At 57.7% G+C, this 10,893-nt stretch carries 8 protein-coding genes and 2 rRNA genes (1 of these 10 cut by a window edge); all 10 read right to left on the reverse strand.

Annotation, left to right across the window (positions count from 1 at the left end; all coding sequences use genetic code 11):
* Positions 1-73: 73 nt before the first annotated feature.
* The gene (gene rpoB / locus K3758_RS15125; protein ID WP_259946358.1) at positions 74-4,210 is read right to left on the reverse strand and encodes a DNA-directed RNA polymerase subunit beta; all 4,137 of its coding nucleotides are present in this window, start codon (positions 4,208-4,210) and stop codon (positions 74-76) included.
* 243 nt (positions 4,211-4,453) lie between these two features.
* The gene (gene rplL, locus K3758_RS15130; protein WP_067622135.1) at positions 4,454-4,825 is read right to left on the reverse strand and encodes a 50S ribosomal protein L7/L12; all 372 of its coding nucleotides are present in this window, start codon (positions 4,823-4,825) and stop codon (positions 4,454-4,456) included.
* A 74-nt stretch (positions 4,826-4,899) separates the two neighbouring features.
* Positions 4,900-5,415, reverse strand: coding sequence for a 50S ribosomal protein L10 (rplJ, locus tag K3758_RS15135; protein WP_007118819.1), 516 nt, complete (start codon positions 5,413-5,415; stop codon positions 4,900-4,902).
* Between the two features lie 273 nt (positions 5,416-5,688).
* Positions 5,689-6,387, reverse strand: coding sequence for a 50S ribosomal protein L1 (gene rplA / locus K3758_RS15140; protein WP_067622131.1), 699 nt, complete (start codon positions 6,385-6,387; stop codon positions 5,689-5,691).
* 1 nt (position 6,388) lies between these two features.
* Entirely contained in the window at positions 6,389-6,814 is a 426-nt protein-coding gene (rplK, locus tag K3758_RS15145) for a 50S ribosomal protein L11 (protein ID WP_067622128.1), read from the reverse strand.
* 145 nt (positions 6,815-6,959) lie between these two features.
* Entirely contained in the window at positions 6,960-7,493 is a 534-nt protein-coding gene (gene nusG / locus K3758_RS15150) for a transcription termination/antitermination protein NusG (RefSeq protein WP_007118816.1), read from the reverse strand.
* Positions 7,494-7,701: 208 nt separating this feature from the next.
* A complete protein-coding gene (gene secE, locus K3758_RS15155) occupies positions 7,702-7,899 on the reverse strand; it encodes a preprotein translocase subunit SecE (RefSeq protein ID WP_007118815.1) in 198 nt (65 codons plus the stop codon).
* Positions 7,900-7,975: 76 nt separating this feature from the next.
* Entirely contained in the window at positions 7,976-8,596 is a 621-nt protein-coding gene (locus tag K3758_RS15160) for a hypothetical protein (protein ID WP_259946362.1), read from the reverse strand.
* Positions 8,597-8,785: 189 nt separating this feature from the next.
* Positions 8,786-8,900 (reverse strand): 5S ribosomal RNA (gene rrf / locus K3758_RS15165).
* A 182-nt stretch (positions 8,901-9,082) separates the two neighbouring features.
* Positions 9,083-10,893, reverse strand: a 23S ribosomal RNA gene (locus K3758_RS15170); it runs 1,023 nt beyond the window's last position.

The raw sequence follows: 10,893 nt of genomic DNA on the forward strand, positions 1-10,893 counted from the left end.
CGTTGGGAGGGACCGGACCCGTTTTCTTTTAAAGAAAACGGGCCGGGATTATTAAAAAATCCCGTTTACCGCGTCACTCATCCTCCTCCGCATCCAGGAGTTCCATATTCAGGCCGAGGCCGCGCACTTCCTTGACGAGAACGTTAAAGCTCTCTGGAATGCCCGCTTCGAAGTTATCCTCGCCCTTGACGATGCTTTCATAGACCTTGGTCCGGCCCGCGACGTCGTCCGACTTGACGGTCAGCATTTCCTGCAATGTGTAAGCGGCGCCATAGGCTTCAAGCGCCCAGACCTCCATCTCACCAAAGCGCTGGCCACCGAACTGTGCCTTACCACCCAGCGGCTGCTGTGTGACGAGGGAGTACGGCCCTGTCGAACGAGCGTGGATTTTGTCGTCCACCAAGTGGTGCAGCTTGAGCAGGTACTTGACGCCGACAGTCACGGGGCGGGCAAACTGCTCACCTGTACGACCATCAAACAGCACCGACTGACCGGAGGTGTCGAACCCGGCCCGCTTGAGGCTGTCGTTCACGTCCGCTTCCTTGGCACCGTCGAAGACCGGCGTGGCGATTGGCACGCCGCGGCGCACGTTGCCAGCCGCTTCGAGCAGCGTGTCTTCGTCCATACCGCTGATGCCTTCTTCGTAGACATCATCGCCATAGGCCAAGCTCAGCGCTTCGCGAACTGGGGTCAGATCACCCGAACGGCGGTACTCTTGCAGCGCCTCGTCGACATTGAGGCCCAGACCGCGTGCGGCCCAACCCATATGCGTTTCGAGGATCTGACCGACGTTCATACGCGACGGCACACCCAGTGGGTTAAGGCAGAAGTCGACCGGGGTACCATCGGCGAGGAACGGCATGTCCTCCATCGGCACCACTTTCGAGATCACACCCTTGTTCCCGTGACGACCGGCCATCTTGTCGCCCGGCTGCAGCTTACGCTTCACCGCTACGAACACTTTGACCATCTTCATCACACCCGGGGGCAGATCGTCACCACGACGGACTTTCTCGACCTTGTCCTCAAAACGCGCATCCAAGGTCCGTTTCTGGATCTCGTACTGCTCGTTGAGGGCTTCGACGATCTTCGCGTCATCCTCGTCCTCAAGGGCCAGCTGCCACCACTGACCACGGGTCAGCGTTTCCAGCAGTTCCTCGGTTATCTGGCTGTTCGCCTTCACGCCTTTCGGGCCTTTGACGGCGATTTTGCCAAGGATCATATCCTTGAGACGCGCGTAGATGTTGCGGTCGAGGATCGCCAGCTCATCGTCCCGGTCACGGGCCAGACGTTCGACTTCCTCACGCTCGATCTGCAGCGCACGCTCGTCTTTCTCAACACCGTGACGGTTGAAGACGCGCACTTCGACAACCGTGCCGAAATCGCCCGGCTTCACACGCAACGAGGTGTCGCGCACGTCAGAGGCTTTCTCACCAAAGATGGCGCGCAGAAGCTTCTCTTCCGGCGTCATCGGGCTTTCGCCCTTCGGTGTGATCTTACCCACAAGGATGTCGCCCGGCTCTACGTCCGCACCGATGTACACGATACCGGCTTCGTCGAGGTTGCGCAGGGCTTCCTCGCCGACGTTGGGGATGTCGCGGGTGATTTCTTCTGGCCCAAGCTTCGTGTCACGCGCGGCGACTTCGAATTCCTCGATGTGGATCGAGGTGAAGACGTCGTCACGGGAAATCCGCTCGGAGATCAGGATGGAGTCTTCGTAGTTGTAGCCATTCCACGGCATGAAGGCGACGACGACGTTCTTGCCGAGCGCCAGTTCCCCCATATCGGTGGACGGACCATCGGCGATGACCTGACCCTTGGTGACCTTCTCACCCACTTTCACCAGCGGACGCTGGTTGATGCAGGTGTTCTGGTTCGAGCGCTGGAACTTGCGCATGCGGTAGATGTCCACACCCGCGTCGCCCAGCTCAAGGTCTTCGGTGGCCCGGATCACGATACGCGACGCATCGACTTGGTCGATGATACCCGCGCGGCGTGCCGTGTAGGCCGCCCCGGAATCGCGTGCCACAACTTCTTCGATGCCGGTGCCGACAAGCGGCGCCTCAGCTTGCAGAAGCGGAACCGCCTGACGTTGCATGTTCGAGCCCATGAGAGCGCGGTTGGCGTCGTCGTTTTCGAGGAACGGGATCAGCGATGCAGCGACCGAGACCAACTGCTTGGGCGAAACGTCGATCAGGTCCACGTTTTCCGTCGGGGCCAGCGTGTAGTCGCCGGACTGACGGGTCGAGACCAGTTCGTTGACGAACTTCATGTTCTCGTCGAGGTTGGCGTTCGCCTGAGCCACAGTGTGGCGCATCTCCTCGGTCGCGGACATGTAGTGCACTTCGTCGGTGACGGTGCTGTCTTTGACAACGCGGTAAGGCGTTTCGATGAAGCCATATTTGTTCACGCGGGCAAAGGTGGCCAGCGAGTTGATCAGACCAATGTTCGGCCCTTCCGGCGTTTCAATCGGACACATCCGACCATAGTGGGTCGGGTGAACGTCGCGCACTTCAAAGCCCGCACGCTCACGTGTCAAACCGCCCGGCCCAAGCGCAGAGAGACGACGCTTGTGCGTCACTTCGGAGAGCGGGTTGGTTTGGTCCATGAACTGCGACAGCTGCGAAGAGCCAAAGAATTCACGCACCGCAGCCGCGGCTGGCTTGGCGTTGATCAGGTCTTGCGGCATCACGGTGTCGATCTCGACGGAGGACATCCGCTCTTTGATCGCACGTTCCATGCGCAGCAGGCCAACGCGGTACTGGTTCTCCATCAATTCGCCGACCGAACGCACACGACGGTTGCCGAGGTGGTCAATGTCGTCGATGTCGCCACGGCCATCGCGCAGGTCAACAAGCGCTTTGATACAAGCGACAATGTCGTCACGGTCCAGCGTGCGCTGTGTGTCAGGCTTATCAAGCGCCAGACGCATGTTCATCTTCACGCGGCCAACAGCCGAGAGGTCATAGCGTTCGCTATCAAAGAACAGCGTGTCAAAGAGCGCGGAAGCGGCCTCAACGGTGGGCGGCTCGCCCGGGCGCATGACGCGGTAGATGTCCATGAGCGCGGTGTCGCGGTTCATGTTCTTGTCCATCGCCATGGTGTTGCGCATGTAGGGGCCGACGTTGACGTTGTCGATGTCCAGCAGCGGAATCTCGGTGATGCCCGCGTCGATAAGCTCTTTCGCGGTGCCGCCGATCAACGTGCCGTCTTTGTCGTATTCCAGCGTCAACTCGTCACCGGCTTCGACGTAGATCGCACCGGTTTCTTCGTTGATAATGTCACGCGCGACAAACTTGCCAACGATGTGATCGAAGGGCAGCAGCAGTTCTTTGACTTTGCCTTCGTCGAGCAGCTTTTTGACGGCCCGAGGCGTGACCTTTTTTGTGGCTTCGAACAGAATTTCGCCAGTGGCCGCATCAACCAAGTCATAGGTCGGACGGGTGCCGCGCACACGGTCGGGGAAGAAGGGTGCAACCCAGCCCTTGTTCTTCTCCAGCGTGTAGGTGACCGTGTTGTAATAGGCGTTCATGATCGCCTCTTGGTCCAGCCCAAGGGCATAGAGCAAGGTCGTCACAGGCAGTTTGCGGCGGCGGTCGATCCGGGCATAGACGTTGTCTTTGGCGTCGAATTCGAAATCCAGCCAAGAGCCGCGGTAGGGGATGATGCGGCAAGCGAAGAGGAGCTTACCCGAAGAGTGGGTCTTGCCCTTGTCGTGGTCAAAGAACACGCCCGGGGAGCGGTGCATCTGGGATACGATCACACGCTCGGTGCCGTTGACGACAAAGGTGCCGTTCGGCGTCATCAGGGGCATGTCGCCCATGAACACGTCTTGCTCTTTGATGTCCTTGACCGACTTGGCGCCGGTATCTTCGTCTACATCGAACACGATGAGGCGCAGCGTCACCTTGAGCGGCGCGCTGTAGGTCATGTCACGCTGCTGACATTCCTCAACATCGTATTTCGGTTTTTCCAGCTCGTACTTGACGTATTCAAGCACGGAGGTCTCGTTGAAATCCTTGATCGGGAAAACCGACTGGAAAACGCCTGTGATACCTTCACCATCGGTGGGGGTCTCGGCGTCGCCGGAATTCAAGAACAGATCGTAAGAGGATTTCTGAACCTCGATGAGGTTCGGCATCTCCAGCACTTCGCGGATTTTGCCGTAATATTTACGCAGACGTTTCTGGCCAAGGAAGGATTGTGCCATGTGTCGTGTCACCTTTCGTGTCTCTTGCCGAGCGCATCAACCACCGGGGCCGTGGTGCGCGCCCATAAGAGCGGAAAATCCGGGTCAATTCTTGGAATGCGTCCCACTGCATCCCTTCCGACCATGGACCTCTCCAGAGAAATGCTCCGAGCTAGAACATTCGTCAAAACAGGTCAGGCTGGACAGGAAAACTCCCGTCCAGCCCTTGTTCATGCGTGGTGCACGTTGCCGCGCACCTTTGGCTTAGGCCAGCTCGACTTCGGCGCCAGCTGCTTCCAGCTTGCCTTTGATGTCTTCGGCTTCGGCTTTGTCGACGCCTTCTTTGATCTTGCCACCGGCTTCGACCAGGTCTTTGGCTTCTTTCAGGCCGAGACCTGTGATGCCGCGGACTTCCTTGATCACGTTGATCTTGGATGCGCCGGCGTTCTTCAGAACGACGTCGAATTCGGTCTTTTCTTCTTCGGCAGCGCCGCCATCAGCAGGACCAGCCATCATCACTGCGCCGCCAGCGGCGGGCTCGATGCCGTACTCGTCTTTCAGGATGGTTTTCAGTTCTTGTGCTTCAAGCAGAGTCAGACCAACGATGTCTTCTGCCAGTTTTTTCAGATCAGCCATGTTTAGCTCTTTCCGTTACGATATGTGTGTTCCAACGCGCGTGTTCAACCCGAGCGCCGGCTTGACGATATGCCTTACGCAGCCGCCTTGTCCTCGATCGTGGACAAGATGGATGCGATGTTGCTTGCAGGTGCGCCAATGGCCCCGGCGATGTTCGAAGCAGGTGCGCCGAGCATGCCCGCGATGGTGGAGATAAGCTCCTCCCGCGAAGGCATTTTCGACACGGCTTCGACACCAGCGGCGTCCAACGCGTTCTCACCCATGGAACCACCGAGGATCACCAGCTTTGGGTTTTCCTTGGAGAATTCCTGAGCAACCTTGGCCGCAGCCACAGGATCCTCAGAATAGGTCAGAACGGTCATACCCGTCAGAAGGTCAGCGATGCTTTCGCATGGCTTGCCCTCAAGGGCGATCTTGGCGAGCCTGTTTTTGGCAACACGCACGGCCCCACCAGCAGCGCGTGCGCGCGCCCGAAGGTCCTGCATTTCGGCAACTGTCAAACCGACGTAGTGGCTAACCACAACGACGCCAGAGCTTTCAAAGATCTGGCCGAGTTCGTCGACCAGCTGTTCTTTTTGTGCTCTATCCACAGTTTCACTCCAAATTTGGGGGTTGCCCCCCGGCTCAGTTCAGGATGCGATCTTCTGCATCCCATTCGGGTCCAATGTCAGGGTCCCGGCCAAAACCGCCCGAGGGCAGAATTTTTCCGGTTTCCCATCTCAGGAAGGAATTATTCAGGCCGCGGCCCAAACCCTCCGTCTCGGACAGACGCGCGGACCGATCTTTTGGTCCTTGCGTATCTGACGGCCGAAGCCGCCAAATCTCGGGTCGTAAGGTGGGAGACTGGCCCCCACCCCACTGGATCACTCGGCGGTTGCGTTCTCGACAGCGACCGACACGCCCGGGCCCATTGTGGAGCTCAGGTTGATCTTTTTCATATATGTGCCTTTGGCACCGGCAGGCTTGGCTTTGGACACCGCGCCAACGAAGGCACGGATGTTTTCGGCCAGCTTGGCTTCGTCGAAGGACAGTTTGCCAACGCCTGCGTGGACGACACCGCCCTTTTCGGCTTTGAACTGTACTTCACCGCCCTTGGCCGCTTTCACGGCGTCAGCGACGTCCATGGTCACGGTGCCAACCTTGGGGTTCGGCATCAGGTTACGGGGGCCAAGCACTTTACCCAGACGGCCAACGATCGGCATCATGTCGGGTGTCGCGATGCAACGATCAAAGTCGATCTTGCCGGACTGCACGGTTTCCATCAGGTCTTCTGCGCCAACGATATCTGCACCAGCCTTTTCGGCTTCTTCAGCTTTCGCGCCACGGGCGAAGACAGCAACGCGCATGGTTTTGCCGGTGCCGTTGGGCAGGCCGACAACACCGCGGACCATCTGGTCTGCGTGGCGTGGGTCAACACCGAGGTTCATGGCGATCTCGATGGTTTCGTCGAACTTCGCGTTTGCGTTTGCTTTGATGAGGCTTACCGCTTCTTCAACGGTGATCTCTTCTTTGCCAGCAAAGGCTTCACGGGCGGCGCGGGTGCGTTTTCCAAGTTTTGCCATCTTACTTCACCTCGATGCCCATGGACCGGGCAGAGCCCAGAATGATTTTCATCGCCGCTTCCACGTCGTTCGCGGACAGGTCGGCGGCTTTTGCTTCTGCGATCTCGCGCAGCTGCTTGGTGGTCACGGTGCCGACGGTTTCACGGCTCGGCGTTTTCGCGCCGGAGTTCACCTTGGCAGCTTTCTTCAGGTAGTAGGACGCCGGGGGCGTCTTGATGTCCATCGTGAAGGACTTGTCCTGATAGTAGCTGATCACGGTGGGGCACGGTGCGCCCGGCTCCATGTCTGCGGTCTTGGCGTTGAACGCCTTGCAGAATTCCATGATGTTGATGCCGCGCTGACCGAGAGCCGGACCAACGGGCGGGGACGGGTTTGCTTGACCCGCTTTAACTTGCAACTTCATCGTACCGACGAGTTTCTTGGCCATCTGACCATTCTCCTTTCAACACCCTTGGGGCGCGCCCCGCGGGATCTTCGTTGCGTGGTCCGGGTGAGGCGCCGCGGCGCCCTCGCCTCCCACAATGACCGGCACCCTTGGGCACCGAGACGGCGGGGCGAACCCCGCCTCACACTCAGATCTGCTTGTTGACCTGAGTGAATTCCAATTCGACCGGGGTTTCCCGGCCAAAGATCGAGACCGACACCTTGAGGCGCTGGTTGTCCTCGTCGACCTCTTCAATCATGCCGTCGAAGTCCTCGAACGGGCCATCGGCAACCTTGACCTTTTCACCGATCTCGAAGTGAATCAGCGTGCGTGGGGCTTCTTCGCCTTCCTGCACGCGACCCAAGATCGCCTGAACCTCGGCATCACGCATCGGCATCGGGCGGCCCTGCGGGCCCAAGAAACCGGTGACGCGGTTGATCGAGTTGATCAGGTGATAGCCCGCGTCGGACATTTCCATATGCACCAGCACATAGCCGGGCATGAAGCGACGCTCGGTTGTCACCTTCTTGCCGCGCCGGACCTCGATCACCTCTTCGGTGGGCACCAGCACTTCATCAATCTGGTCTTCAAGTTCCTGCTCGGCCACGGATGCGCGGATCTGCTCGGCGATCTTCTTTTCGAAGTTCGACAGGACACTGACCGAATACCACCGTTTTGCCATCTGAACTCTGGTCCCTGTCTTGCCATGCGGGCTGCCCCGGCATGTAAATTCGTCAATCACACGGAGCCTCGGCCCCGCAACATCTGAACAAAAAATCGGCGCGCAACTCGAATCGCCGCACGCCCCTTTTCAGGTCAGGTCTGCGCAATAGCCCGCGTAGACGCAGGTTTCAAGGGTGTAAAGATAAATTCACCCGAGCGGGCGATGCTTAGCCGAACATCCCAAGGATCTGCTGCAAGCCGCCGCGGATCAGGATATCGACAATTGCAAAGAAAACCGCTGTTAGCGCGGCAAGGATAAAGACCATCACAGTGGTCAGCATCACTTCGCGCTTGGTCGGCCAAACAACCTTGGCAACTTCGGTACGAACCTGCTGGATGAACTGAAGCGGATTGGTGGTGGCCATGACATCTTTCCTTGTTGCCCGATTGGGCGGATGTAACGGGTCCGCCCCCTAGTTTCAAGACACCATCGCGTGCGGCCTAGGCTTCGGAGTTGCGCAGACTGTCAAACCGGCGATCGAGGGCCTCGTCGTGGCGGGTGTCAGCCGCTGCCATTTCGCCAAAGTCCGGCAGATAGAGACCGTCGACCGTCCCTTCGGGAAAGCGATCAAGCACCGCATCCCATTTCATCGCAAAAGCGTCCAAACGCGCATGAAGCGCCGCCGCCCGCTCCGGCCGCCGCGCGGCATACCAGCGCCCAAGCGCTAAGGCGCGCCCCCAAAACCCGTCATAACCAAGGGCCAGAAAAACCCCAAGCGTGACAGACACCGCGATGAAAACCACGCCCAGCACCAACCAAGGCCGCAGAATCACAGCGAGCGCGAGCAGGCTCAGCATCACCGCCCGAGGCGACGGTCGTTTCTTGGGCATCTTGAGCGGCAAACGTCTTTTGGATTTAGCTTTGGCCACCTCTGGCTCCGGCAGCTCGGGAAAGGCATTGCGTCCGGACTGCCGATGTTTGGCTTGGGGCTGCGGCGCATCCATCGCGGTGCCCGCATTCCCGCCCTCATGCCCATCCGCCATCACGTTTTGTATCGCAGACAGCGCGGTGGGGTCCAGTTCAGATGCTGACGAAGGGGCAAGCTTATCTGTGGGGGTCATCTTATCGATCTCTTTAGGCAGTTGCGAAAGAGTTACCGATCTATTGCGCCCCCTGCAGGGCGGAAAATGGACAGTTCTTGGGCATAGCGGTTTACCCCCCCAAGCACAAAACCGCCGCAGCTTTATAGCTGCGGCGGTTTTGTTATTCTGTTCATCGTCGAGAGATACTTAATATCAGGAACTTATTAGGTTTGGCGATGACCTACTCTCCCACGTCTTAAGACGCAGTACCATCGGCGCTACGGCACTTAACGGCTGGGTTCGGGATGGGACCAGGTGTTTTGCTCGCGCTATGATCACCAAACCAAATAAATTCCTGATACAGCGCTCTGCGCAGCAGAGCGACGGCGGGAGGCAGGGTATCCGTAGGATGCCCGTTCCCGCACCGTCTCCATTGGAGCGCAAAGCGTGTTTTTGTCCAAGTCATGTACAACTGATTGTATGTGTATGCTTTTGCCCAGTTAAGCAGTCTTGCTTCTACTGGATCAAATCAAGCCTATCGAGCAATTAGTACCAGTCAACTGAACGTGTTACCACGCTTACATCTCTGGCCTATCGACGAGGTGGTCTACCTCGGCTCTCAGGGATACCTTGTTTTGAGGGGGGCTTCCCGCTTAGATGCCTTCAGCGGTTATCCTGTCCGATCATAGCTACCCAGCACTGCTATTGGCATAACAACTGGTCCACCAGTGGATCGTTCACCCCGGTCCTCTCGTACTAGGGGCAACTCCTCTCAAGTATCCTACACCCACGGAAGATAGGGACCGAACTGTCTCACGACGTTCTAAACCCAGCTCACGTACCTCTTTAAACGGCGAACAGCCGTACCCTTGGGACCTGCTCCAGCCCCAGGATGAGATGAGCCGACATCGAGGTGCCAAACACTGCCGTCGATATGGACTCTTGGGCAGTATCAGCCTGTTATCCCCGGCGTACCTTTTATCCGTTGAGCGATGGCCCTCCCACTTGGGACCACCGGATCACTATGGCCGTCTTTCGACTCTGCTCGACTTGTCAGTCTCGCAGTCAGGCTGGCTTCTGCCATTGCACTCAACGAGCGATTTCCGACCGCTCTGAGCCAACCTTCGCGCGCCTCCGTTACGATTTAGGAGGCGACCGCCCCAGTCAAACTACCCGCCACACAGGGTCCCGGAACCGGATAACGGTCCGCGGTTAGACATCAAGCAGAACAAGGGTGGTATCTCAAGGGAGGCTCCACCGAGACTGGCGTCTCGGTTTCAAAGCCCACCACCTATCCTGCACATGTTCGGCCTAATGCCAGTGTGAAGCTGTAGTAAAGGTGCACGGGGTCTTTCCGTCTAACCGCGGGTAACCGGCATCTTGACCGGTAATTCAATTTCGCTGAGTCTATGTTGGAGACAGCGGGGAAGTCGTTACGCCATTCGTGCAGGTCGGAACTTACCCGACAAGGAATTTCGCTACCTTAGGACCGTTATAGTTACGGCCGCCGTTTACCTGGGCTTCAATTCAGAGCTCTCACCCCTCCTTTTAACCTTCAGGCACCGGGCAGGCGTCAGACCCTATACGTCGTCTTGCGACTTCGCAGAGCCCTGTGTTTTTAATAAACAGTCGCCACCCCCTGGTTTGTGCCCCCAGCCTCTAGTTGCCTAGAAACCGGGCCTCCTTCTCGCGAACTTACGGAGGTATTTTGCCGAGTTCCTTCAACATAGTTCTCTCAAGCGCCTTGGTATTCTCTACCTGTCCACCTGTGTCGGTTTAGGGTACGATCTAGCGATGGAGCTATTTCCAGGGACCTCTAAGCAGCCCATTCAATCCGATAAGGATGAACTACCCTCGAGATCCGTCACTTCCATCTGGCCCAGGAATATTAACCTGGTTCCCATCGACTACGCCTTTCGGCCTCGCCTTAGGGGTCGGCTTACCCTGCTCAGATTAGCTTTAAGCAGGAACCCTTGGACTTTCGGCGAGAGTGTCTCTCACACTCTTTGTCGCTACTCATGTCATCATTCTCACTAGTGATCTCTCCACCGGATCGCTCACGCGCCAGCTTCACAGAAAGCTCCTTGTGTCCAATACGTCCCGAGGGACGATAAGGACACATGGAACTATGTCACACTACGCTCTGCTACCATGCAATAAATGCATCCTCAGCTTCGGCTCATGGCTTGAGCCCCGTTACATCTTCGCCGCAAGACAACTTATTTAGACCAGTGAGCTGTTACGCTATCTTTAAAGGATGGCTGCTTCTAAGCCAACCTCCTGGTTGTTTTGGTCGTCTCACCTGCTTTCCCACTTAGCCATGAATTAGGGGCCTT

The organism is Sulfitobacter sp. W002 (assembly GCF_025142135.1).
Classification (GTDB): domain Bacteria; phylum Pseudomonadota; class Alphaproteobacteria; order Rhodobacterales; family Rhodobacteraceae; genus Sulfitobacter; species Sulfitobacter profundi.

Coding starts and splice junctions, on each gene's coding strand:
- rplK (WP_067622128.1), bottom strand. CDS start 6,814: ATGGCCAAGAAACTCGTCGGTACGATGAAGTTGCAAGTTAAAGCGGGT.
- secE (WP_007118815.1), bottom strand. CDS start 7,899: ATGGCCACCACCAATCCGCTTCAGTTCATCCAGCAGGTTCGTACCGAA.
- rpoB (WP_259946358.1), bottom strand. CDS start 4,210: ATGGCACAATCCTTCCTTGGCCAGAAACGTCTGCGTAAATATTACGGC.
- rplA (WP_067622131.1), bottom strand. CDS start 6,387: ATGGCAAAACTTGGAAAACGCACCCGCGCCGCCCGTGAAGCCTTTGCT.
- nusG (WP_007118816.1), bottom strand. CDS start 7,493: ATGGCAAAACGGTGGTATTCGGTCAGTGTCCTGTCGAACTTCGAAAAG.
- K3758_RS15160 (WP_259946362.1), bottom strand. CDS start 8,596: ATGACCCCCACAGATAAGCTTGCCCCTTCGTCAGCATCTGAACTGGAC.
- rplL (WP_067622135.1), bottom strand. CDS start 4,825: ATGGCTGATCTGAAAAAACTGGCAGAAGACATCGTTGGTCTGACTCTG.